The organism is Desulfosalsimonas propionicica, from assembly GCF_013761005.1.
Lineage (GTDB): Bacteria > Desulfobacterota > Desulfobacteria > Desulfobacterales > Desulfosalsimonadaceae > Desulfosalsimonas > Desulfosalsimonas propionicica.
The window spans coordinates 300411-324608 of sequence record NZ_JACDUS010000004.1; the positions used below are offsets into that span (position 1 = coordinate 300411).

22 protein-coding genes are annotated in these 24198 nt (G+C 54.6%); 8 read left to right on the top strand and 14 right to left on the bottom strand.

Annotated elements, in window-relative coordinates; all coding sequences use genetic code 11:
* Positions 1-10: 10 nt before the first annotated feature.
* From HNR65_RS09665 to HNR65_RS09675, 3 genes are all read right to left on the bottom strand, one after another.
* A complete protein-coding gene (locus HNR65_RS09665; protein WP_181551278.1) occupies positions 11-1510 on the bottom strand; it encodes a radical SAM/SPASM domain-containing protein in 1500 nt (499 codons plus the stop codon).
* 317 nt (positions 1511-1827) lie between these two features.
* Positions 1828-3069, bottom strand: a complete 1242-nt coding sequence (locus HNR65_RS09670; RefSeq protein WP_181551279.1) for a NupC/NupG family nucleoside CNT transporter — start codon at positions 3067-3069, stop codon at positions 1828-1830.
* A 19-nt stretch (positions 3070-3088) separates the two neighbouring features.
* Complete coding sequence (locus HNR65_RS09675; protein ID WP_181551280.1) at positions 3089-4390, bottom strand: MFS transporter; 1302 nt, start codon at positions 4388-4390, stop codon at positions 3089-3091.
* Positions 4391-4504: 114 nt separating this feature from the next.
* Here HNR65_RS09675 and HNR65_RS09680 point away from each other — a divergent pair, with 114 nt between their 5' ends.
* Positions 4505-4696 (top strand): hypothetical protein, encoded by a 192-nt coding sequence (locus tag HNR65_RS09680; protein ID WP_181551281.1) that lies wholly within the window; start codon positions 4505-4507, stop codon positions 4694-4696.
* 55 nt (positions 4697-4751) lie between these two features.
* On the opposite strand, the gene HNR65_RS09685 is transcribed toward HNR65_RS09680, so the two are convergent.
* The 4 genes from HNR65_RS09685 to asnB all read right to left on the bottom strand — a co-directional run bounded on the left by HNR65_RS09685 (position 4752) and on the right by asnB (position 8338).
* Entirely contained in the window at positions 4752-5105 is a 354-nt protein-coding gene (locus HNR65_RS09685) for a PilZ domain-containing protein (RefSeq protein WP_181551282.1), read from the bottom strand.
* Between the two features lie 99 nt (positions 5106-5204).
* Positions 5205-5462: a glutaredoxin 3 gene (gene grxC, locus HNR65_RS09690; protein WP_181551283.1), complete on the bottom strand. Its 258-nt coding sequence runs from the start codon at positions 5460-5462 to the stop codon at positions 5205-5207.
* Positions 5463-5489: 27 nt separating this feature from the next.
* Positions 5490-6422 carry a glutamate-cysteine ligase family protein gene (locus HNR65_RS09695; protein ID WP_181551284.1) on the bottom strand — a complete coding sequence of 311 codons (933 nt, stop codon included), beginning with the start codon at positions 6420-6422 and terminating at the stop codon, positions 5490-5492.
* Entirely contained in the window at positions 6419-8338 is a 1920-nt protein-coding gene (asnB, locus tag HNR65_RS09700; RefSeq protein ID WP_181551285.1) for an asparagine synthase (glutamine-hydrolyzing), read from the bottom strand. The genes HNR65_RS09695 and asnB overlap by 4 nt, the downstream gene beginning before the upstream one ends.
* A 172-nt stretch (positions 8339-8510) precedes the next feature.
* Here asnB and HNR65_RS09705 point away from each other — a divergent pair, with 172 nt between their 5' ends.
* The 6 genes from HNR65_RS09705 (at position 8511) to HNR65_RS09730 (ending at position 14846) form a co-directional block, all read left to right on the top strand.
* Complete coding sequence (locus HNR65_RS09705) at positions 8511-8972, top strand: cereblon family protein (protein ID WP_220128344.1); 462 nt, start codon at positions 8511-8513, stop codon at positions 8970-8972.
* Positions 8973-9076: 104 nt separating this feature from the next.
* Entirely contained in the window at positions 9077-11164 is a 2088-nt protein-coding gene (gene fusA, locus HNR65_RS09710; RefSeq protein ID WP_181551286.1) for an elongation factor G, read from the top strand.
* 93 nt (positions 11165-11257) lie between these two features.
* The gene (locus HNR65_RS09715) at positions 11258-11974 is read left to right on the top strand and encodes an AAA family ATPase (RefSeq protein WP_181551287.1); all 717 of its coding nucleotides are present in this window, start codon (positions 11258-11260) and stop codon (positions 11972-11974) included.
* Positions 11974-13053 carry a tRNA 2-thiouridine(34) synthase MnmA gene (gene mnmA, locus HNR65_RS09720; RefSeq protein ID WP_181551288.1) on the top strand — a complete coding sequence of 360 codons (1080 nt, stop codon included), beginning with the start codon at positions 11974-11976 and terminating at the stop codon, positions 13051-13053. Before HNR65_RS09715 ends, mnmA begins: the two co-directional genes overlap by 1 nt.
* A gap of 6 nt (positions 13054-13059) precedes the next feature.
* Entirely contained in the window at positions 13060-14433 is a 1374-nt protein-coding gene (mtaB, locus tag HNR65_RS09725) for a tRNA (N(6)-L-threonylcarbamoyladenosine(37)-C(2))-methylthiotransferase MtaB (RefSeq protein WP_181551289.1), read from the top strand.
* The gene (locus HNR65_RS09730) at positions 14430-14846 is read left to right on the top strand and encodes a MerR family transcriptional regulator (RefSeq protein WP_220128345.1); all 417 of its coding nucleotides are present in this window, start codon (positions 14430-14432) and stop codon (positions 14844-14846) included. Before mtaB ends, HNR65_RS09730 begins: the two co-directional genes overlap by 4 nt.
* 9 nt (positions 14847-14855) lie before the next feature.
* On the opposite strand, the gene HNR65_RS09735 is transcribed toward HNR65_RS09730, so the two are convergent.
* The 3 genes from HNR65_RS09735 to HNR65_RS09745 all read right to left on the bottom strand — a co-directional run bounded on the left by HNR65_RS09735 (position 14856) and on the right by HNR65_RS09745 (position 17443).
* Positions 14856-15473, bottom strand: coding sequence for a TetR/AcrR family transcriptional regulator (locus tag HNR65_RS09735; RefSeq protein ID WP_232364727.1), 618 nt, complete (start codon positions 15471-15473; stop codon positions 14856-14858).
* A gap of 116 nt (positions 15474-15589) precedes the next feature.
* The gene (locus HNR65_RS09740; RefSeq protein WP_181551290.1) at positions 15590-16744 is read right to left on the bottom strand and encodes a CaiB/BaiF CoA transferase family protein; all 1155 of its coding nucleotides are present in this window, start codon (positions 16742-16744) and stop codon (positions 15590-15592) included.
* Positions 16745-16903: 159 nt separating this feature from the next.
* On the bottom strand, positions 16904-17443 hold the full coding sequence (locus HNR65_RS09745) for a hydrolase (protein ID WP_181551291.1): 540 nt from the start codon (positions 17441-17443) through the stop codon (positions 16904-16906).
* 33 nt (positions 17444-17476) lie between these two features.
* On the opposite strand from HNR65_RS09745, the gene HNR65_RS09750 reads away from it, so the two are divergent.
* The gene (locus tag HNR65_RS09750; RefSeq protein WP_181551292.1) at positions 17477-18583 is read left to right on the top strand and encodes a GGDEF domain-containing protein; all 1107 of its coding nucleotides are present in this window, start codon (positions 17477-17479) and stop codon (positions 18581-18583) included.
* Positions 18584-18609: 26 nt separating this feature from the next.
* Here HNR65_RS09750 and ldhH read toward each other — a convergent pair whose 3' ends face one another.
* From ldhH to HNR65_RS09770, 4 genes are read right to left on the bottom strand one after another with little or no spacing between them, the layout of a single operon-like run.
* Entirely contained in the window at positions 18610-20769 is a 2160-nt protein-coding gene (gene ldhH, locus HNR65_RS09755) for an L-lactate dehydrogenase (quinone) large subunit LdhH (protein ID WP_181551293.1), read from the bottom strand.
* An 11-nt stretch (positions 20770-20780) separates the two neighbouring features.
* Complete coding sequence (locus tag HNR65_RS09760) at positions 20781-21416, bottom strand: LutC/YkgG family protein (RefSeq protein WP_181551294.1); 636 nt, start codon at positions 21414-21416, stop codon at positions 20781-20783.
* A 27-nt stretch (positions 21417-21443) separates the two neighbouring features.
* Positions 21444-22781, bottom strand: a complete 1338-nt coding sequence (locus tag HNR65_RS09765; protein ID WP_181551295.1) for a (Fe-S)-binding protein — start codon at positions 22779-22781, stop codon at positions 21444-21446.
* Positions 22782-22784: 3 nt separating this feature from the next.
* Entirely contained in the window at positions 22785-24170 is a 1386-nt protein-coding gene (locus HNR65_RS09770) for an FAD-binding oxidoreductase (protein ID WP_181551296.1), read from the bottom strand.
* Between the last annotated feature and the right edge of the window lie 28 nt (positions 24171-24198).

Here is a 24198-nt window from a genome sequence, read left to right on the forward strand (position 1 = left end):
ACCGCTGCGGCTAGTTTGACCGGGCCCTTGCACGGACGATTTCCGTTTCATCGGCCCGCTGGCGGTTTTGCTCAAATTCCCTGCGGCGGCGCTCAATGTTTTCGGGCGCCAGGCCGCAATGCTGCATCCACTTGGCAGCCCAGTCTTTATAGCCTTCCTCATGCCAGGCCCGGTCCATTACCTGCTGCACACCCCTGGCATATCGGGTCATTTCCGGGGCCAGGCGGGTAAACATGACCTCCGCGCCTTTGTGGGTGGGCTTTGCATTGTTTTCCCGTATGATCCGCCACATGGTCTGGGGATGATCGATCATGGGACAGGGACGCAGGGTGTTGTAGCAAAAGGGCTGCTCTGAACGAATGGAACGAAAAAATGAGGAATTGAGCGCCTCTTTGAGACTTTTTTCATGGATATTATCTGTTGCAAAATGACAGAAAATGCACGGCTCCACATCACCGCGGTGGTTGACATGGAAATAGAGCCGTCCGCCGGCAATACATCCGCCCGACAGTACACCGTCATTCCAGAAATCCACCAGCAGCACCGGCTTGTTGTCCCGGACATACTGCTGAAACATCCGCATCTGGTTTCGCTGTTCAGGCGTGGGCATCAGGCTCATATCCGGATCATTTCCCACGGGCATAAACAAAAACATCCACCCGTAAAGGGCCCCTTTTTCTACCAGAAAATCGATCCAATGATCCGAGCAGATGATATCCATGTTCCGGCGGGTCACCAGCGAGGAAAACCCGAATGCGCACCCGGCCTCCTGAAGCAGATCCATGGCCCGGACGCACTTGTCAAAGGAACCCTTTCCCCGGACCGCATCAGTGACTTCAGCCGGACCATTAATACTGATCTGGGGGGCCACGTTGCCCAGGTCCACAAGCTTGTCCGCTGTTTTTTCATCAATCAGCGAGGCATTGGTATAAACCTGGTAAAAAGACTTGTCATGTTTTTCTATGACTTCGAGCAAATGGGGATAGATAAAGGGTTCTCCGCCAAGGATGGTAAAAAAGTTAATGCCCATCTCCTCTGCTTCGCTCAAGACCCTGTCAAAGGTTTCCGGGCTCATGTCATCTTTTCGCTCATAGCTGCCGGCATAGCATCCCTGGCAGCGGTAATTGCAGCGCATGGTCGGAGATATGAGCATGGTGGGCGGCGGCTGAATGCCGAATTGTTTCCGGGCACGCCGGGGTGCTTCGGGATCACGAAAAAACATGCTGGCCACCATTCGGGCCACATACCGCTGACGCACCCGGGGATGGGTGTTTTCCACCACCCGTTTCAAAAATTGCCGGCCCGGGCCGTTTTCCCGCATCCAGTGATGAAACCACTGGCGGACCATTTCCTGTTTTTCACCGCTTGCAATGTGATCCACCGCCTTTAACACATACCCGGCGTTTTTATCCGGATCATCGCCCAGGTATTTCAGTGCCTGGCCCAGTGCTTTTTCCGCCAGGGTCCGGCGGGGCATCATATCGCGCCATCCTTTCAGATGCATAGCCATGGTTACCTCCCGTTATTGAAGTTACAAATTCAATATTGACGATTTTGTCAATATTGACGCATCCACAAACGGATAAATAACCGCAAACCGGACATGAAGGTGCTGTGTACAAAATCTGGTTGTACTCCGAAGGAAGAGCTGTGCCGCTTGAAAACATCTGATCGGGAAGAACCGCGCTGGCAAGAATTACTTTTCGAGACTTACTTTTGCTGAATGATCAACTGGTTATTTAACTTCAAAATAACCAGTCTGCAGGATTTGTCAATTTCTTCTGCTCTCTGCTAAACTCGGGCTACCCGGCGGCCATGCCGTTTGGTTTACACCAGAAATCCGGCCACTGTGCCGGTCATGCAGGTGGCCAAGGTTCCGGCAATAATGGAGCGCAGACCCAGGGAAGCAATTTCATGGCGGCGCTCCGGGGCAATGCCGCCGAGCCCGCCGATCATAATACCCAGGCTGCCGGGATTGGCAAACCCGCACAGGGCATAAGACATGATCAAAATGCTTTTGGGGCTCAAAACTTCCGGAGCCATCCGGGTCATGTCCACATAGGCGATCATCTCATTGAGCACGCTCTTGGTTCCAAGCAGGGCGCCCGCCGCCTGAACTTCAGCCCATGGAATGCCCATCATCCAGACCAGGGGGGAGAGCAGCCAGCCGAAAATCCGCTGCAGGGTCAGGGGCTGGCCCGCCACGCCGGGAAACAGGCCCAGAACCGTGTTGATCAGGCTGACCACGGCTACCAGAACTATGATCATAGCAATAATATTTAACAGCAGTTCCATGCCCTGCAGGGTCCCGCGGCTTAACGCATCCATGGCGCCGCAGGCTTCGGTTGGCTGTGTGAGACCGGCCCCGGTGATTTCAGCGGTTTCCGGCACCATGATTTTTGCAATCACAATGGCCGCAGGCGCGCTGATGATGGAAGCCGTCAGGATGTGACCCATAACATTGGGTACCAGGTCAGAAAGAATGCTGGCATATACCACCATCATGGTCCCGGCGATGGTGGCCATGCCCGAAACCATCACAGCAAAGAGCTCGCTTCGGGTCAATTTGGCCACGTATGGCCGTATCAAAAGCGGCGATTCCACCATGCCAACGAAAATATTGGCCGAAACCCCCAGGCTTTCAGCACCCCCAAGCTGCATTGTTTTTTCAAAAATACGGGAAAATACCCGGACAATTGCCTGAAGAATGCCCCAGTAAAAAAGCAGAGAAGACAGGGCGCTGATCACCAGCACCAGGGGCAGGGCCTGGAAGGCCAGGATAAAGGTGGCCTGCGGGTCTGTCACCGCAAAGGGGGGTTTTTCGCCGGCAAGGTATCCGAAAACAAATCCGGCACCGTCAATGGTTGCTTCCTGCAAGGCCAGCACAGCCCGGTTTAACCAGGCAAAAATCCGGGCACAATACGGAAACTTCAGCAGGGCCACGGCCAGAAAAACCTGCAGCCCCAGACCGGCGGCCACAGTGCGCACGGGAAAGCGCCGCCGATTTTCACTCAGCAGCCAGGCAATGCCCACAAACAAAAAAAATCCCCCGATGCTTCGTAAAATCATGCGCGTCCTTTCGCCGTGATCAGAGCACGGCTTTGCGGATGCCGGCCCTGGGCATCAACACGAATACCAGCATCAGCTGGATGCCGAGCCCGGCCCCGGTCATGATCAAGGCCGACAGATACGCGGCCCTGTAGGCCATCACCGATGCAAACCCCATAAACTCCATGATATCCACCACCGGTCCGGCAATCAGGGTGCCGGCCACCCCCCAGGACAGAAACAGGGTGGCATTAAAATATCCAAACCACCGCCCCCGTTGCTCCGGCGGGATTAAAATGGAGGCCATGGCATAGGAAGCCGCCAGGATGATCACCTCCCCTGCCCCCCGCAGGAAACTGGCGGCAAAAATAAGCCACAGCTGATCGGCAAATGCAAAAATCAACAGATATGCAATGGCAGCCAGGGCCCCGGCGCACACCGCCCGCCCGTTTCCGATCCGCCTGCCGATGTGGCCGGAAAAAACACCCAGCAGCACAATGGCCGCAGACTCGGTATTGACAATATGGCTGAGCATTTCACTGGAAACAGCAAAGCCGGATTCCAGGAAAAGATACTGGGACTGAATGATGGTCACGCAGTTGCGGCCGAAATTGATCAGGGTCATGGCAATGAGAAAAATGATGTACAGGCGCAAAGAATCGGCCGCACATCTTGGACCGCAGTCCGAATCCGCAGGCGGATGCCGGCTTGTCCCCCCTTCGGGCAGAAACAAAACCGGCACCATGGCAATTAACATTATGCCTGCGGCCACGAAAAAAAGCAGTCCGGATTCAAAGCCCCAGCCTTCGTACATGGCGCCCAGACCGTCATAGAGCTGGCCGCCGATCCAGATTCCCAGCAGCCGGCCCAGACCGCCCACACTGGCCAGTCTGCCCTGAACCTCGTTTCGCTTCTGTTCCGGGTACAAATCCGAAATCAGTGCGCTCCAGCCGATATTGCTCATGGACCAAAACATCTCCACCACGGTCAGACCCAGAATAATCACGTAGCCGGCCTGATAAGGCGATGCAGCCATCACGTGGGCGGCCCAAATCAGCACGGTGCCCACGGCGCCTGAAAATTCCCCCCATAAAATCAGGGTGCGCCTGAGCTGAAGCCGGTCTGAAAGCCGGCCCCAAAAAAAAGTCTGGGCAATGATATTGGCCAGCATGGGAAGGGTTGCAAAAAGAGTGGTCTCTGTAACGGAAAGATCAAGATAATAACGAAGGTAAATCGACAGATAGGCATAAAAAAGGCCCCTGCGGAACATGGCCAGGGCCTGAAAAGAGCCGATACCCCAGAATATTGAAAAAGCCGGCCGAATCCGCATTTCCTGCATCATTGGGCGGTTACGTGAAATACACGTTCAATGGATCCGGCTGCGCCGGACAGATCCGCTTCCAAGGTGTCCACTTCAGACTGGACATGGGGATATTAACCTGTTTATAATTAATTTATGCCAACAAACAAATCCAAAATAAAACAATTGCGCACAGCCCTGTATTTTTATCTGATCCGCCTGCCTGCGGTATTTTTGCTGGCCCCTTTGGGATTTCTCCTTGAATTTGCAATGACCTTTCCCTGGAAACTGGTGGTCGCCCTGGACAGCCGACGGCCCGGGCAGGAGAAAAAAATTAACCGTACGTGAATTTCTGAAAAATTGCGCGTATCGCAAATATTGGGCCTTTACTATGCCATCAAGCTTATCGGTTCATCCGTGCAAGGATGCACCGCTGCAGGTCGGACATGTCAATGGCGGTAAACCGAAGGCCCACCCCCCGGGAAGTTCTTCTCACGATCTCGCCCCGGGCGGTCAGCACAAGTTCGGGGCTGTTGCCGGAATCAAAATCAATGATGATATCCGCCTTTGCCGGCACCGGTACGCTTTCATCTGTGAGCAGAAACATCCCCGCACCTCCCAAATCATTGACCCGTCCCTGGATGGTCAGCGCCTTTCTTTTATCACTGTAGGGATCAATAATTTTCAGGGTGGCCCTGATATCGGGCCAAACAGTAGTACGCGTATTTTTACGAAAACGGCGGGCCTCGAAATTCATAGAAATATCCAATAGCTCCGGAGTTCAATGGTTGTACAGCCGCCCAGGCAATGCCCATGCATGAAAGCCATCCGGAAAGCGCTCCGGGAATCGGCAAACTTAACTGCCAAGCAGGGGATCCAGACCACCTTTGCGGTCCAGGGCATTTAATTCATCATAGCCCCCCACATGCTGATCATCAATAAAAATCTGCGGAACCGTCTGCCGGCCGCCGCTTCGCTCCACTGCCTCGGTCATGCGCGACGGATCGGCATCCACAAGAATTTCAGAGTATTCAGCGCCTTTTTGATCCAGCAGGGATTTGGCCATCCGGCAAAACGGACAGGCCTTTGTGCTGTAGATTTCTATGACGGGCATTGGCTTTTTCTCCTTGTTTGTTATTATTTAACACGATTGTGAAACCTGCGCGGTTTTGGAAACAAATTGCAGCCAGCGCTGCCTGAAGGCATCCATGGGCATGCTGTCCAAAGTGCGCAGTTCCAGGGTGGTGCCTTTTAAATTAAACCGCACATCCGTAAAAATCGTGGTCATATGATATAAAAACGCTTCAAAGGAAGTATCGGCTGTTTTGAAAAACGGCACCTCCTCTCCCAGTGCCACGGCATGCAGCCCAAAGCGGATCAGGCGGTCAATGAGTTCTTCGGGTGCTGTCAGGGACTCTGCGCAGCAGGGCGGCATGCCGCACCGGGTGGGATCGGTGTTATCCCAGATCTCGCGCCTTTGTGCTGACATCTGAAACAGCGGCTCCCGGGCCAGACGGCACAGCCGGAAAAACAGGGGCAGAAGCTCTTCAATGCTGCATATGGCCACGTGCAAATGAATAGAGGCCGTGGCTTTCATCATCTCATGGCCCCGGGTGCCGCTTGCAGCCAGGCGCCGGTGCAGGCTCACATAACGCTCGGATGTCAGGCACAAAGGGGCATCCCTGCGGCCCGGCACATACCCCCGGGGCAGGTAGGAAATACCAAGATGCGAGCGGATCTCTGCATTGATCTGCTCCATAAAAGCGATAAAGCTGTCCAACCGCTTTTCGTCACCGGCAACAAGCGGCGGACTGCAGTACTCGAGCTGCCCGCCGGGCTCAAAGGCAATGCACAGTCCGTTTTCAAAAAAAACCGCGCCATTGGCGCATTTGCCCCGGCGGCTCAAAAGCGCTTCCACATCCGCCACATCCTCAATATTCAGGACACGATCCGGCAGAAACTCAAATTCAAATCCGTATGTCCTTTCGGTCTTGGGCAGCTGGCCCTTTAAAACCGCCATATAGCGGCGGGTGAAATCGGCTGCCAGCCCGGCGATATCAAAATGCCCGTTCAATTGTCCTCCCGGGTCCGGAAATTCTGGTAATCCCGCATGAAATGCTGGTACCAGAGGGTGAACACGATCACTGAAAAAAGCCGGTCCGCCTGGGAAACCAGAGTCTGCGGGCCCACACCGGCTGTCGTGACATTTTCGGACAACCGCCGGACAAACCCGGGATCCAGCACATTGTGCTGCTGCACCAGATCGCCCAGCACCACTTCCCGGATGGGCTCGGGCAAGGTGCGGGGTTCGGACAGCCAGTCCGCCATGGGAAAGGTAAAAGGCTGCTTTTTGCGAAACGCGGTTTTGGCGTCCAAAAGCCCGTGCCTGACAAATGAATAGGCGCAGATCAATTTTTCCCGGTTCAAACCCAGGTTCACCTTCATGGATACAGGCAGGCGGGCGGCAAATTCGGCCAGACGATAGTCCAGAAAGGGTGTGCGGGTCTCCAGGCCGTGGCGCATGGACAGTTTGTCAAGGCGCAGAATCACGTAATCCGGAAGCCGGCACCGGCTCTCAAAGGCTATGGCCGCGTTTACGGGATGTTCCCTGCCGGTGAGTGCCGGCGCCGCCTCTGCGGGAAACACCGGCTGGTCCGGGGCGCGGCCCAGAAGCTGCTCAAGTTCGGCAGCATCAAACAGGGCCTCTGCCTGGATATAGCGCCGGGCCGGATCATGGCTCCGTGTTGCCAGGTACTTTTCCACCTCGGGATAGTGCCGGTTTACCCGCGCCTGATCGGTTGCGGTCATGCGGCTGTATTGCGCTGCCGCCATTTCAATCATGAATTTTTTGTATCCGGCAAAAAGTTCATCTGCGCCCTCGCCTGTGAGCACCGCCTTTACATCGACGGCCGCGGCCCGGCAAACACAGTCCGTGGGCAAAATGGTACCCAGGGAAATGGGTTCTTCAACCGCGGCGATAATATCGGATAGCCCTTCAAGGCTGTCCCTGCCGCAAACTGCCGGCTGCAGACGGGTTTGGGCGAACCAGCGGCTGCGGGTTTGCAAAAACCGCCTGACTTCAGGCAGTTCATCATAGGCCGGCTCATCAAAAGATGCCGTATACAGGCGCATGTCCGGATGCGTTCCCACGGCGGCAGCCGCCACGGCAGATGAATCAATGCCGCCGCTGATAAAGCTGCCCAGTTCAACATCCGAACGAAGCCGGATTCGCACAGCATCCCGGAAAATATCGAAAAAGCCGTCTGCGGCGCTTTGCAGGTCCAGGTCCGTATCCTGCTGCCCGGTAATGTAATTCCAGTATTGATGAATGGCAAATCCGCGGGCATTTAAGTCATATTCCAGATAAGCACCGGGCGGAAGCCGGTAAATCCCGTCAAACATTGTCTGCTCACCGGGAACATAGCGATAGACAAAATAACTGGCCATCCGGTCCGTGTTAAGCTGCGGGGCGATTTCCAGGCCTGCCAGAAGCGGTTTGATCTCCGAGGCAAAGGCGAATGCACCGTTTGCCTCGGTATAATACAGAGGCTTGATGCCGAAGCGGTCCCGGAACAAAAACAGCTTTGCCTTTTTTGGATCAAGGATGGCCCCGGCATACATGCCGTTGAGCTGGTGGAGAAATTCAATGCCATGGCGCCGGTACAGATGCAGGGCCACCTCCACGTCCCCACTGGAAACAAAGGGCTGATCTGCCACCTGCGGTTGCAGTTCAATATAATTGTAGATCTGGCCGTTGCAGACAATGGCGGTATCATCTGTTGGACAGCAGATGGGCTGCATACCGGTTGCCAGATCCAGAATGGCCAGGCGCACAAAACCCAGAGCGATATTTAAGCCGCAAACCCCGGCGGAATGAAAATCCCTGCCGTCAGGGCCCCTGTGTTTCTGCGTGCATCCCATCTCCTGCACCTGACGACTCAGGTGGGCCATGGAATGGCGCGCGGATATGATACCTGCAATGCCGCACATAATTTCAGCTCTTTTTGTCAAATAATCAAAGACCGGGCAGTTCCGGGCTGCCCGGAAGTGGGTGTTATCTTCCAGACTCTGCCCCAGCCCTGGTGGCCGTGTCAAGTGTTTGCGAATATGTTTTTGTATTTACAACCTTTTTAAATGAACTTATGATTTTAATATGATATATATGGAATCGGTCATAACGAATTTTCGACCGCCGGGACAAGAAACCGGAATCGCATGCAAATCCGGGCTTGACAGAAAACCCGACGGGCATGTAAAGCAGAAAAGCTCTCCGGAAGCGACTCCGAACCAACCGCCGGCCCTGCTTTGCCGGCAGTGCCTGGCGTTTATCACCCGGCCCGGAGAACGGATTGCTGTCAACGGCGCCCATCACCATACCTTTGCCAATCCTCACGGCATTGTGTTTGAAATCGGGTGTTTTCAGCAGGCCCCGGGTTGTGCCGCAGCCGGAACACCCACGGATGAATTTACCTGGTTTGCGGGATACAATTGGCGAATTGCCATCTGCGCAAACTGTCTGACGCACATGGGCTGGCTTTTTACAGCAGCCGGGGGCGGCAGCCGTTTCTACGGCCTGATTCTTGACAATCTCGTGGAATCTGCAGCCGGATTTGAAAAAAAATAAAGAAATACAAAAAAACAGATTGACAAATACGGTCAAATTCGAATAACAGAGAAAGTTTTTAGCCACAGACAGATGATCTCTTTTTATGAAGGTGAACGCAAAACATGAGCCAAGACATTAAACACGTAAGAAACATCGGTATCAGCGCGCATATCGACTCCGGCAAGACCACGCTGACTGAACGAATCCTGTATCTGACCAAGCGGATTCATAAAATCCACGAAGTGCGGGGCAAAGACGGAGTGGGCGCCACCATGGATTCCATGGCCCTGGAAAAAGAACGGGGGATTACCATTGCCTCGGCAGCCACGTACTGCACCTGGGGGGGCCATGAGATCAACATCATTGACACCCCCGGGCACGTGGATTTCACCATGGAAGTCGAGCGCTCTCTCCGGGTGCTCGACGGGGCCATCCTGGTGCTCTGCGCCGTGGGCGGAGTCCAGTCCCAGTCCATAACTGTGGACCTGCAGATGAAGCGCTATAACATCCCGAGTATCGCATTTATCAATAAGTGTGACCGAAGCGGCGCCAACCCGTTCCGGGTCATTGATCAGCTGAGAGAAAAACTCGGCCACAATGCCGTGGCCCTGCAGCTGCCCATGGGACTGGAATCCTATCATAGCGGCGTGGTGGACTTGATTTCCATGAAAGCCATGTATTTTGAAGGCGATCAGGGCCAGCATGTCAAAACAGACGAAATCCCCGAAGATCTTGTTGACACGGCCATGGAGAAACGCGAGGAGCTATTGGATGCGGCTTCCATGTTTTCCGATGAACTCACCGAGGCGATTCTCGATGAGGCTGAGGTTTCCGAAACCATGCTCCGGAAGGCCATCCGAAAAGGAGCGCTCAGGCGCGAACTGACTCCTGTGCTTATGGGCTCGGCCTATAAAAACAAAGGGGTCCATCCCCTGCTCAATGCCGTATGTGATTACCTGCCCTCGCCCGATGACGTAGAGACCCAGGCACTGGATATCACCAAGGGAGAAGAACCGGTCCGCCTGACCGCCGACAACAAGGCGTCACTGGTGGCCCTTGCTTTCAAGCTCGAAGATACCCCTTATGGCCAGCTCACCTATATCCGAACTTACCAGGGGGCCCTTGACAAGGGAGATACCATTTATAACGTGCGCACCGGCAAAAAAATCAAGGTAGGCCGGATTGTTCGCATGCATGCAGATAAAATGGAGGACGTGGAAACCATCCCGGCGGGGTTTATCGCTGCGCTTTTCGGCATTGACTGCGCTTCCGGCGACACCTTTACCGAACCGGGGATGAACCTGTCCATGTCCTCGATGTATATCCCGGAACCCGTGATCACCCTGGCGGTCAAACCCGCGGATTACAAGTCTGAAACCAACATGTCCAAGGCGCTTAACCGGTTTACCAAAGAAGATCCCACGTTTCAGACCCATTTTAATTCCGAAACCGGTGAAACCCTGATTTCCGGCATGGGCGAACTCCACCTGGAAATTTACCTGGAGCGCATGAAACGGGAATACAACGCCTCCATCATTGCCGGCGAACCCCAGGTGGCTTACCGGGAGACCATCACCCAGCAGGCCAATTTCGACTACACTCACAAAAAACAAACCGGCGGTGCAGGCCAGTTCGGCCGGGTCATGGGATACATGGAACCTGTGGAGGATGAATTTGAATTTCAAAGCAAAATCACCGGCGGCGCTATCCCCACCCATTTTATCCCGGCCTGTGAAAAGGGATTTGCCGAATGCATGAAAAAGGGCCCCTGGATGAAATATCCGGTGACAGGGGTCAAACTGGTGCTTACAGACGGCGGGTTTCACAGCGTGGACTCCTCGGAAATGGCATTTCAGGCAGCTGCCCGGGGGGCATTCCAGCAGGCCTACCCCAAGGCCAAGCCCGTTTTGCTCGAACCTGTGATGAAGGTGGTTGTGGAAACCCCTGACGAATTTCAGGGAAATGTCATGGGGTCCCTGAACCAGCGCCGCGGTATTATTATCGGCGCCCATGACGAAGGGATTTCAACCGTGATCGAGGCCCATGTTCCCCTGGCGGAGATGTTTGGCTATTCCACTGTGCTCAGATCCCTGACCCAGGGCAAAGCCCAGTTTACCATGGAATTTGAGGCCTATAAGGAAGTGCCCAAATCCGTGCTCGAAGAAATCGCCAAAAAAAATGAACAGGCGTCAAAAGGCGGCAAGTCGTAAAACACCGGCCGCATTCATTCAGATTTGGAACCATTTACCGTGTAAGCAGCGGTTATTGAATTGATATTAAACTGCCATAAGGAATCCATGCCAATGCAGAATCATACGCTCATGCTACGCGACCCTTTGAAGATGATCGGCGGCAGTGCTGCCGAAAGCCTTGAAAATGGCGGCTTTGCCGCCATTCTTGCCCGGGCCGGAGTGGGCAAAACCGCCCTGCTCGTCCAGCTGGCCCTCCATGCCATGGCCGGGGGGAAAAATGTCCTGCACATCAGCACCGAAGACCCGGTGGACAAGGTCAACCTTTGGTACCAGGAAGTCTTTCACCGGCTGACCCAATCCGACAACGCATCCCAGGGCGAAAAAATCTGGGATCAGCTTCTGTACAACCGCTTTATCATGACGTTTGAAACCGAAACTTTTAACCTGGACAAGGTGCAGAAGCGCATTTCCGAGCTTATGGCAAACGGAATCTTCCAGCCCCGCCTTATCATGATCGATGGGTTTGCCTTTGATGAAACAAGCCGTCCCCAGTTAAACGGCCTCAAGGACCTGGCGGCCACAAGTGAGATGACCTTCTGGTTTACCGCTCGCACCCACAGAGACGAGCCCGTGGATTCCTCCGGAATAGCAGCTTCCTTTGCGCCGTTTGCCGGCTTGTTTGACCTGATGCTACAACTTTATCCGGAAAAGGACCGCGTCTATCTCAAACGTCTGGCACTTGCCGCCCAACAAGAGCGGCAAGACAAGGCCGAATTGTACCTGGATCCAGCCACTCTGCTGGTTAGCGACAGCCCAGTTGGCGCGTAATGACGATTGCCGTTGCCGTAAGCGGCGGCATCGATTCCCTGGTGGCCGCCCATCTGGTGAAAAAAGAGCACGGATCGGTTTTCGGCATTCATTTCCAGACCGGATATGAAGAAAAACAACATCTGCACACCGACAATTCTCCTGCCTCCGGAAGCCGGGGGCGGGAGAATTACGCCAGCCGTCTGCAAGCCCTTATGGGCAGCCTGGATATCCCGCTGAAAATCATCGACTGCCGCCGGGAATTTGAAAACCGCATCGTGGATTATTTTCTCCGTTCCTATGCGTCCGGCCGCACCCCCAATCCCTGTGTGCGATGCAACCGGGACATCAAGTTCGGCATTGCCTTAAAAACGGCAGCTCGAATGGGCGCAACCCATCTGGCCACGGGTCACTATGCCCGCATCCGGAACACCAGTGACCAATGCAAGCTTTTACAGGGCCGGGACCGGCAAAAAGACCAGTCCTATTTCCTTTCCATGCTGCGGCCGCATCAACTATCCTGCGCCCTGTTTCCCCTGGGAGAAATGAATAAGGATCAGGTCCGTGAAATTGCCCGTCAAAACGGTTTACAGCCCCTTTCCGGCCGGGAAAGCCAGGATATCTGCTTTGTCCGGAACCGTCATTATGCAGATTTTCTTGAATCCAAAAAAGGACGGATTTTTCCCCCCGGGCCGATCGTGGATACCCAGAATAAGCGCATCGGCACCCATAAGGGACTGCATCGCTACACCATCGGCCAGCGCCGGGGCATTGACTGCCCGGCTCAATCCCCCTATTATGTCATTGATATCGATCCTGCAGCCAATCGACTGGTTGTGGGATATAAAAATTCATTGTATAAGGAAACATGCTTTATCCAACAGGTCAACTGGCTGGTCAGCAAGCCCCATGGCCCGATAGAAGTCAGGGCCCGGATCCGGTACCGCCATGCCGGGGCGGAAGCAGAACTCTACCCGTTGGAAAACAACCGGGCGGAAATGCGGTTTCAAAACCCCCAGAAAGCCATCACCCCCGGTCAGGCGGCCGTATGCTACCGGAATGAAAGGGTTGTGGCCGCCGGCTGGATTGAGGGCAAATAAAAAACCATGAATAAGCTTCTTAAAATCATCACCCTCGGCTGCAAAGTCAACCAGGCCGAGACCGAATCCCTGGCAGCGGGATTTGTACGCCAAAAAAACTGGAAGCTTGCCGGCCCGCAGGAAGATGCGGACCTTTGCATAATCAACACATGCGCGGTCACCCAAAAAGCCGCCATGCAGTCCAGGCAGGCCATCCGCAAAGCCGTCCGCGGCCATTCCAATGCTGTGATTGTTGTCACCGGCTGCTATGCCCAGAATGACCCCAAAGCGCTTGGCGATATCAAAGGCGTGGATTATGTCATCGGTCAGGGCGAAAAGCACCGGATCATTGAAATCGGAAGCGCTCTTAAACATTTGGGCACCCCAAAACCGGCGCTTACTTGTTTTAACAGCCCGATAATCCGGCACAGCGATATTTCCGGGCCGCGCCGTTTTGCGCCCATGCCCGCTCCGGCCGCAGGGGTGTTCCGGACCCGGCCTTTTTTAAAAATCCAGGACGGCTGCAATTCCTTTTGCACCTATTGCATTGTCCCCTATACAAGGGGCCGAAGCAGAAGCCTGCCGGCAGATGCTGTGATTTCCGAATTCCGTGCCCTGGCTGATGCCAATTCACCTGAAATTGTCCTAACCGGCGTGCACATCGGCAAATACGGCCAAGACCTCACCCCGCAAATGGATCTCGCCGGCCTGCTTGTTCTTCTGGATTCCGTTAACGGCGGCCACCGCATCCGCCTGTCGTCTGTTGAGCCCGCGGAAATCACCGATACCCTGCTTCAAACAATTTATGAATCAGAAAGAATCTGCCCTCATTTTCACATACCCTTGCAAAGCGGGGATGCATCGATTCTGCAAAAAATGAAAAGGCCCTATACCCCGCAAGTCTTTGCAGAACGCATTGAAACCATCCATGGCCTTTTTCCGGATGCCGCAATCGGCGTTGACGTTATCGTGGGATTTCCCGGGGAAGACGATTCCGCCTTTACCCGCACGTTTGAACTCATTGAAGCCCTGCCGGTGACATATCTGCACGTATTCCCGTTCTCTCCCAGGCCCGGAACCCGGGCGGCCGGGTTTGACAATCCGGTTCCCGCAGCCGTGATCAAACAACGCTGCCAGATGCTGCGGCGGCTGGGGGAGAAAAAGAAACAGCAATTTTATGAAAAAATGACCGGAAAAACCCTGGATGTGGTCATTGAAATCGAAAATACAGGGCAATCCGGATTGTCCAGGGGCATCACAGACAACTACATCCCCGTTTACGTGGAAAATGCATGCGGCCTGCAGGGCACCCGCGTGGCCTGTCAAATCAACGGATCCGCTTCAGACGAGGCCCTGTGCGGCAAAGCGGTTACCGCCATTCTATCGGAGCAAGCATCATGACCCGGATGAAAACCCAGAAAGAAATCACATACTCTATTTCCGAACTGGCAGAAGAACTGGATATCAGCACGCGGGCCATTCGTTTCTACGAGGAAAAGGGCCTGATCACCCCGGAGCGCACCAAGGGCAACCACCGCATTTACGACCGCCGGGACCGGGCAAGGCTGAAACTGATTCTGCGCGGCAAACGGCTGGGCTACTCCCTGGATGAAATCGCGGAAATGATCGGCATGGGCAATTTTGACACAGACGAGGAACAGCAGTTAAAAAAAGCCTATTCCTACGGCAGAAGAAAGCTCAAGGAAATTGAAAGCCGCATGGAGGAACTCGAAATTCTCAAACAGGATCTGCTGCGGGTGCAGGAAAAAATCCTAAACCGCTTAAAGCAGCTCAACCTAAAGCCCCCGCGATAAAACCAGCTTTTATGTAAAGGCGGCCAGATTGAAAAACTGAAGGGTATCTTTGGCATGCTGGATGTATTGCCGCCGCTCCATACCCAGCATGGGACGGAAAAAATTTTCCCCGGACACAAAATTGTGAATGGCATTCATGATATAAAGCACTTTCATGCGGGCTTCCACCGGCACATCCTTGCGGTCCGGGGCAAGCCCCATGGAATAGGCAATATCTGAGAGATACTCCGGCACCCGGAAATCCAGAATACTTCCATGGCGTGTTTTCATGAAATACCGGTGAAGGGTCAGGTTGGATATTTCCGGATTTTCAAACAAATAATCCACCATCTGCTCAATGGCGATATCCAAACGCTGCGCCAGGGGTTTTCCTTTGATGATCGTTTCCACCTCGATAAGCTTGTTTCCCAGCCCGTCATTGATATCCCGGATCACGGCTTCGTATAAATCCCCCTTTTCCCCCCAGTGATAATAGAGGGTGGAGATATCAATATCCACGGCCTTTGCGATCATGCGTGTGGTTGTGCCATGAAACCCGTATTCGCCGAAAATTTTCCGGGCTGCCTCAAGAATGCGGGCCTTCATGGACTCGGGATTCTGTTTTGCCTTTTCAAGTGATGTTGCCATTATAGCCTTCGCCTGTATCATTGAACAATTGGTGGCACCATTTACAATCCGACTTTTTACGTATGCATCAACAATTCAATATTTTTCAAATACCAACAATAGCCGCCCGCCCCCGGTCAGATCACGCCCCGGCCGGCCAGGTCATCGATTACTGCATCCTTGTAACCAAGCTCTGCAAGCACCTGTCTGGTGTTTTCGCCAAATTCGGGCGGAAACTGGGAAACACGGGCCGGGGTTTGAGACAACTTGGCCACCGCACCCAGGGCCGTCAGCCGCCGGCCCTGTTGGCTGACCAGTTCCAGCACCATATCCCTCTGGGAAAATACCGGATCTGCAAGGGCCTCGGAAAGATCTTTTACCGGCGCCCAGCAAATCTCGGCGCTTTCAAAGGCCTTCTGCCAGTGCAAAAGGGTTTGGGAGCGAAATTGTTGTTCGAAAAAATCAAGAATTTCCTTCCGGCGTGCGTCATCATACTGCAGCGGGATGTATTCGGGAACCTGGAAAAAATCGCACAAATTTTTCCAAAACCGGTTTTCCACCGCACCAATGGAAAGATACCGGCCGTCTGCGGTTTCATAGGTATTGTAGCAGGCATACCTGTGGGACAGAAACCAGTTGCCGCGTTCCACGGCCTGACCTGCGGTCTGCTGGATGTTTAGGGCAAGCGAGAGCAGGCTCAGGCACCCGTCTGTCATGGAAATGTCAATGTACTGGCCGCTGCCGGTTTTTTCACGGGAAAACAGGGCCATCATGATCCCGATCACCGCATTCATCCCCCCGCCGGCCATGTCCGCGATCTGGATGCCCGGAATCACCGGCCGGCCATCTGCCTCGCCGATTAAGCCCAGCACGCCGGCCACGCTGAGATAATTGGAATCATGGCCCACAATGCCGGCATAATCCCCGCTCTGGCCGTAACCGGTAATGGAGCAGTAAACAATAGCCGGGTTGACCGCCCTGACCGATTCATAATCCACTCCCAAACGGGCTGTCACACCGGGGCGGAAGCCTTCGAGCACCACGTCGGCATCCCGGACCAGTTCAAAAAAAATCTTTTTCCCAGCCTCTGACTTTAAATTCAGGCAAATATGCTCCTTGCCCCGATTGACCGCATTGTCCGGGAAAAATTCACCTGCAAAGCGTTTGTCTTCAACGACAATAACCCGGGCACCATGATCGGCGAGAATCATGGACGCATAAGGCCCAGGCAGCAGACGGGACAGATCAATAACGGTAATGCCCTTTAAAGCACCGGTTTTGGCATCTGGCATGGTTTTTCCTCCAAAAGAAAGCTTGCCGGACGGATAAAAAATCAATATAATAAAAAAACAGTTTCAATCCAGCGTTTGATTCCATCACTTGATGTATAATTCAGCAAACCCTTTACTGTCAATCACAAATAAATATCTTGAAAATATAGAAACTAAAAACTATTTAACAATCCGGGCAAACTCCCGGAACCGGTCATCATTGGCATCCTGCATCAATTCAAAAAGGGCCATCTCGGTTGTGGAAATCACCGCACCCCGGGCGCGCATTCGCTCAATGGCCATATTGCGGTTCCAGGCGGTCCGGGAGGATATGGCATCAGAGGCCACATGCACCTGAAAACCCCGGCCCAGCAGCCCGTATACGGTCTGGTGCACGCATATATGGGCTTCAAGACCGCAGATCAGGATTTTGCGGCGGCCGGCCTGCTCCATGACCTGGACAAAATAAGGGGTCATGCAGGCATTAAACGTCATTTTTTCCACCATGGAAACATTGGTGAAAAGCGGCTGCAGCGCTTCAATGGTGGGACCGAGACCCACGGGATGCTGCTCGGTGACAATAACCGGCAGCTCAAAAAGATTGGCACCGCGAATCAGTTTTTCGACATTGCTCACCACCTTTTGGGAATCCGATACGGTCCGGGCCAGTTTTCCCTGGACATCAATGACCACCAGGGCCGTTTGTTGGGCATCGAGCATAACACGCCTCCTTAAATTGTATATGGTTCAGCCATGATTGACAACCATACAAAACAAAAACAAACCCTGCGCATGCGGCGCCACGCCATGGCCTTTGCCACCTACCTGGTACCCATGAGCCTGGTGGTGCTGTGCTGGTCCCAGGGCCTGCTGCCGGAAAAAGTGATCTATCATTTTGCCGCATTCGTGTTTGTCATCAATTTCACCATCCTGTTTCTGATCCGGAAAAACATCAACCTGAAATTCCGGGACCCCAGCCTCACTGCCCTGCATATCACGGTGTCCTGCCTTCCCGCCCTGTATGTGATGTATTTTCTGGAACACGGCCATGCCCGGGCCATATTCATGCTGGTTTTGCTGCTGGCAATAATATACGGAATACTGGAACTCGATACCCGGGGATTTCTCATGGCATGTCTCTGGATCCTGTCTCTTTATGTCCTTCTGATTTTCGTCCTTTGGACAAAAAAGCCCGAAGCGCTGAATGCCTCCCTGGAATGGATACAGATCATCGCCTTTGCACTGGTTTTGTTTTCCATGTCGGTTATCGGCGGATATATCAGCAGCCTCCGGGAAAAACTGCGCCTGCGCAACCAGGAACTGAGCAGTGCAATCGAAAAAATCGACAAGCTGGTCAATATTGATCCCTTAACAGAAGTCAGCAACCGCCGCCGATTATTCGAGGTGCTCACCCAGGAAACAAACCGCTGCAGCCGGGGGGCAACACCCTTTTCCATATGCCTGCTCGACATTGATCATTTCAAGCAGGTCAATGATATTTACGGGCATATGGCAGGAGATGAAATCCTTTGTCACATCGCCTGCAGCATATCCCGGGACATCCGCAATATCGACGCATTCGGCCGCTACGGCGGGGAGGAGTTTTTGCTGGTGCTGCCCCGGACGCCCATTGCCGGAGCGGCTGTCAAAGCGGAAAAAATGCGTTCCCAGGTTGCCGGCCTCCGGTTTCCCGACATTTCCGGGGAGCTCGGCGTCACCATATCCATTGGCGTGGCCCTGTACCGGCCAACAGAAGATATCGACACCACACTGCTCCGGGCGGACCGGGCCCTGTACGCGGCCAAGGCAAACGGACGCAACCGTGTGGAAACCGAAAAAAATCATACAGCAGTAGCATAAAACCCCGGACTTGCAACCCTGAACCGCTATTTGACTTTCCCGCCGGTGATGGCCTCGGCCATATGCAGCACTGCAAAGGGCCGTTTCTGCTTTTTTGCCCCGCCCCGCAGTTGCATCACGCATCCCGGACAATCGGTGACCAGAATGTCGGCCCCGGTTTCGGAGACCGCAGCCAATTTTTTGTCCAGAATCGTGGCTGAAATTTCCGGAAACTTGAAGGAATACGTCCCCCCCAGCCCGCAGCAGGTCTCTTCCTCGCCATGGGCCGCATATTCATACCCTGCCCTTTCCAGAAGCCCCCGGGGCGGCTGGCGCACGCCCATGCCCCGGCACAGGTGGCAGGGGGCGTGATAGGCAGCCCTGGTTTTTTCCGCCCGGGCCTCTTGCCCTTGGTCCTCTCCCAGGCCCATGCGCATGACAAAGGAGCTGAAATCAATTACTTTTTCCGCAAACTGCCGGGCCCTGACCCCGACGCCGGAATGTTTGGCCAAAAGATGCGGGTAGTTCTCCTTCATGTGGGATCCGCACGAGGCACAGAAAGTCAAAATATAGTCGTAGTCGCCGGGATCCATATTTCCGATGTTCCAGGCAGCCAGGTCTGCGGCGGCCTCATGTTCGCCCAGCATATACAGGGGCAGACCGCAGCAGCCCTGCTGACGGACAAAAACCACCTCGATTCTGCCGCCTGCCAGCAGCTCCAGGCCTGACAAAAGCTGCTCAGGGTATACAAAGTCCTGCAGACATCCGGAAAACAGGGCCACCCGGTATTGCGGCCGGGCCGGTGAAAAAGGGACCGGATCCCACTGATCCCGGAAGGGTTTTTTGGCCAGGGCCGGCAGGGCCTTAAATTCGTGATCGCGAAAAAAAATCCCGGGCAGATGCCGCATGTAAGGGGTGTTTCCGGTAACCGGCTTTTGGGCGTATCGGCCGCTTCGCAAAAGCGCGTGAAACAAGGGCCGTCTTTTGAGCACAAACCCGGCCAGGGAACTGAGCACCGGCTTTTTTCCCCCTTGCTCCACCATGGTGTGCACTTCCCGGATCAGGCGGGGCAGATCAATGCCGGCAACGCACACCTGTTTGCAGGCCTGGCAGTTTAAGCAGTTTTCAATCAGGTTCTTGTCCTTGTCCCGGCCGTGGAAAAAATAGGTCAGAATCAATCCGATGGCACCGATATAGATGTGCCCATATGCATGCCCGCCCACCAGGCGGTAGATGGGGCAGACATTGGCGCACGCCCCGCACCGCACGCAGCGAAGGGCCTGGGAGAAAACCGGGTCCTTTGCCAGAGCGCTTCGTCCGTTGTCCAGAAACACGATATGCATGATTTTTCTGCCAGAACCCGAGGCTGCAGACGGATTGGCACCGGTAATCCAGGTCACATATGAGGTGATGGCCTGGCCGGTGGCATTTCTGGGCAGACCCTTTAACACCTGAAGGGCTTCAAAGACCGTTGGAATCAGCTTGTCAATACCCACCAGGGCCACGTGCACCCGGGGCATGGTGGTCACCAGGCGCACGTTTCCCTCGTTGGATACAATGCCCAGGGTACCGGTTTCAGCAATGGCGAAATTGGCGCCCGAAACCCCCATGTCCGCGCTGACAAAACGCTGGCGCAGCTCCCTGCGGGCCACCTTGACCAGTTTTTCAATGTCTGTGTCCTGCTGCTTTCCGGTCACTTCCGAAAACAGACGGGAAACCTCGTTTCTGGAAAGATGAATGGCGGGCATGACCATGTGAGAGGGCCCCTCGCCGCGCAGCTGAATGATCCACTCGCCCAGGTCGGTTTCAATGACCTCGTAGCCCCGGTTTTCCAGAAAATGGTTCAGCAGGGTTTCCTCTGCGGTCATGGACTTGGATTTAACAATCCGGGAGCAGTTGTTCTCTGCTGCAATCTGCGAAATGATCTCATTGGCCTCCACATCAGAGCCGGCAAAATGCACCTTTGCCCCGGCGGCCTCGGCCTTTTGGCAAAACTGCCGAAAGAGTTCATCGAGCCGGGACATGGCTGCATCCTTTGCCGTGCCGATATTTTCTATCAGTCCGTCGCGGTCAATGCCGGCGAAATTGGCATCCCGGCCGTCGCGGTAGGCCACGGCAAAATTGTCCAGGGCCTTTCGCTGAAATGTATTTCCCAGGGCCTCTGCCAACTGCTTGCGGTATTGCCCCAGATTGTCTGCTGTCTGCATGAAAATCTCCCTTACGAAGAGGATTGCCCGTCAATGATCAAAACGTGCAGGTCCAGGGGGCCGTGCACGCCAAGGGTAAGGACCCGCTCGATATCGGCTGTGCGGCTGGCGCCGGTGATAAATGCGGTATAATCGGATTTGGCGAAAAACCCGGATAGCTTGTCAGCGATATCATAAGAATCCGCGTAAATATCGCCGGCATTGAGCACGGCCACATGCACTTCACTGATCATGGTGGCCAGACGCAGGTCCTCATCCGGACAGTTGATCACCAGGGTACCAGTCTCGGAAATAGCAAAATCGGCAAGGGTTAACCCCACATCAATGCCGCCGGCATAGGCGGCCAGTCCCCTTTGGATCAGGCCGATGCCGGCCGGCCGGCACAACGATTTCAGAGATTGGGCGTCCCGGTCTTCAAGATTCGGGGCGGCAATAAGTTTTTCCCACTGCTTTAAACCGCACAACTCCTCGGCCGGGTCAGAAAGCGCGTGCTCGCAGCCCGAAGCCAGAATGGCGCAGGCCTGTTTTTGCGCACACACGTCCACGGCATGGGCCAGGGCATCGTCCATTGTGGACACGGTTTTCACGGTGGCCGAAACCGCCCGGGCCTTTTGTGTAAACTGTGCTGTAACTTCGGATCTGTTCATGACGGTTTGTCCTTTAGTGAATCAGGGTCATTTTTGATTCTCAGCCCTGGCCGGGCCGGCGGTTTGCCTGAGGCTTTGGGCGTATAACTCAATGGGATGGCACACCCGGATGCTGCTTTGCGCATGGGAGAGCAGGTCAATGATCTGCAGCATGCAGGCCGGACACCCCGTGGCCACAGTATCCGCGCCCGTGGCCAAAATGGCATCGCGCTTTTTGGCGCCAATTTTTTTGGACAATTCATAATGCGCCAGGTTAAAACTGCCGCCCATCCCGCAGCACCGGTCTGCATCAGACATCTCCGAAAGCTGCAGCGAGCCGGCCGCCGCCAGTATGGTTCTGGGTTGTTTGGCAATCCCCAAAGACTTTTTCAAATGACAGGGGTCATGGTAAGTCACGGTTCCAGAATCGGCCGGTTGCTTTGCCTGCACACCCATCACATCCACGAAAAACGCATTGATATCCCGGGTTTTTTCAACAATGCCGGGAATCTGATCCCGGATTTTCCCGGAATCGCCGGTGATATAGGTTTCCATGGCGGGCCAGAGCTTGGCGATGGTGGAAGTGCACGTCGCGCAGGGGGTGACCAGATAGTCAAAATCCAGGTCTTGCCAAATCCGGATGTTTTTTCCCACCAAATGGGAAAACGTCTGCACATCCCCGGCGGATAAAGCCGGAATCCCGCAGCAGGGCACCTGGGCGGCCACATAAACATCCACCCCATGGAAGGCAAACACCTCCATGGCCGCTTCTGCAACACGCGGCAGGACCTTGTCCACCAGACAGCCGGGGTAGAAAACCACCCGGGTCCGACCGCTTTGCCTGGGCTCTGAAAAGTCCCGATGGGCCTTTTTGTGCCAAGCCTCGGCGGCAATGGGCATAAAATGGCGATCACCGATAACCGGGGACATGAAACGGGCGCAGGAGGAACCGAGGGTTTTGTTCACACTCCGGGTAAAGGGCCCCTGCAGGCGGCCCATCCATTGCATCAGGCTGTCAAACCGATCCGGATTGGACAAAAACCCCCGGAAAATGGCTTTTTTGAATGGTGACAGGCCCAAATAACCGGTGATAATGGCCCGGGCCTTTAAAAACACGTCCAGCACCGGCACCCCGCCCGGGCATGCCGCCGCACAGGACCCGCACAACAGGCACCTGTCCAGGCGCTCTTTGACCGCTTCCGGGTCATCCAGAATTTCCTGGCTCAAATTTTCCACAAGAACCAGTTTTCCCCGTGCCACATCGGTTTCCCGTCCGGTCTCACCGTATAAGGGGCATACGGCCTGGCACATGCCGCAGCGGGTGCAGGAAACAAGATCGTCTTCCAACTCCTTTAGGAGCCGAACCAGTTCAGCGATATCTGCCATGGGCTATTCTCCGATCATCTTGCCCGGATTCAGGATGTTTTTGGGGTCAAAGGTCTGTTTGAGCATCCGGGAATACAGGATCGTGCCCCGGCTGGTCTCTGTTTCCATATATTTTTGCTTGGCCAGACCAATGCCGTGCTCCCCTGAAAGGGTGCCCCCCATGGCCAGGGCAGCCTCAAAGATATCGTCAATGGCCTTTTCCACCCGGGCATACTCTTCATGATTCCTTTTGTCTGTCAAAATGGTGGGATGCAGGTTGCCGTCACCAGCGTGGCCGAAGGTGCCGATATCCAGGTTATAGGTTTGGCTGATTTCCTTGATCTTTTTGACCATTTCCGGTATGCGGCTTCGGGGCACGGTTGCGTCCTCGAGCACGGTTGTGGGCTTCAGACGTGCAAGTGCGGGCAGCGCATCGCGCCTGGCCTGCCAGATCAAATCCTTTTCCTCTGCGTTGGCCGCCGCCTGGACGCTGACAGCACCCTTTTTCCGGCAAATTTTCTGAATTTTTTCCGAATCCTCCTGTACTTCGGCCGGATGACCGTCCACCTCGATTAACAAAAGAGCTTCGGCATCCACCGGCAGGCCCGCATGCCGGAAGTCCTCCACGGTCCGGATGGTGAAGTTGTCGAGAAATTCCAGGGTGCACGGCACAATCCGGTCTGCAATAATGGCGGACACGGTCTCGGAGGCCTTTTCCACGGAATCAAACACCGCGGTCATGGCCTGGGAAGCCTTGGGCGGGGGAATGAGTTTTAGGACAATGCGGGCAAATACCCCCAAAAGCCCCTCTGATCCCACCATGAGATCGGAAAGGTTAAAACCCGTGGCGCACTTCACGGTTCTGGATCCGGATTTGACCAATTCGCCGTTGACATCAAAAAACTCCACGCCCATGACGTAATCCTTGGTCACGCCGTATTTTAATCCCCGCAGGCCGCCTGCATTTTCCGCCACATTGCCGCCCAGGGTAGACACGGCCTGACTGCCGGGATCCGGGGGATAAAAAAGTCCTTTTTCCGCAACAGCAGCTGCAAATTTAGCGGTGATCACCCCGGGCTCCACCACTGCATAAAGATCTTCGGTGTTGATTTCCAAAATCCGGGCCAACCCGTTTGTGACCACCACCACGGACCGGGTACTGCTGGGTATGGTACCGCCGCTCAAATTGGTGCCCGAGCCGCGCACGGTCAGCGGCAGCCCGTTTTCATTGCACAGGGCCACCACCTGCCCGAGCTGCTCCATGGTTTCGGGCCGGACCACCAGCGCCGGCACCACCGAATCGAGCACGGCCGCATCATAGGCATAGGCCTGCCGATCAGCCTCTGCGGCCATGACATTTCCGGCCCCCACGATTTGTTCAAAGCGGCGGACCACTTGTTTATCCGTCATTGTTTATGCCTTTCTGCATTGCTTTAAC